This is a genomic window from Pseudomonas sp. EL_65y_Pfl2_R96 (assembly GCF_963970905.1).
Classification (GTDB): Bacteria; Pseudomonadota; Gammaproteobacteria; order Pseudomonadales; family Pseudomonadaceae; genus Aquipseudomonas.
Map to the genome: position 1 here is coordinate 1 of NZ_CAXAQH010000405.1, position 432 is coordinate 432.

Sequence of the window (432 nt, forward strand, 5' to 3'; positions counted from 1 at the left end):
GACATCGCGGAATATAATCGCCAACACGATTTCGAATTTACCGACGTGCGCGACTTCATCGTGGCACATTACAAGGTGACCGATCGCGAGGACACGCCCTATTGGCGTTATCTGAAGCACATGGCGATCCCCGACAGCCTTGCCGAACGGCTGGCATTATTCGCCTCGTCGGGCCGTTTCTACAAACGCGCCGCAGCCGAGCTGTTTCGGGTCGAAAGCTGGGTCCAGGTTCTGCTGGGGCAGGGGTTTGCGATGGGATGCGACCCCAATGCGGCGATGGTGTCGGCCGAAGTGCGAAGCGACTTTCTCGCCGATGTCGCGGACGTCACCGCTGACGTCGCCGCCGCCATGCCCGATCACGCCGCCTTCATCGCCCGCCATTGCAAGGCACCGCCGATCGCGGCCTGATCCGGTCGCATCGTCACCCCGGGG

General features: G+C 62.5%; 1 protein-coding gene. It reads left to right on the forward strand.

From position 1 onward, the window contains the following. Positions 1–408 (forward strand): tryptophan 7-halogenase (locus AACY49_RS31290; RefSeq protein ID WP_339528226.1); only part of this gene is annotated, 408 nt, incomplete at its 5' end. Positions 409–432 lie beyond the last annotated feature (24 nt).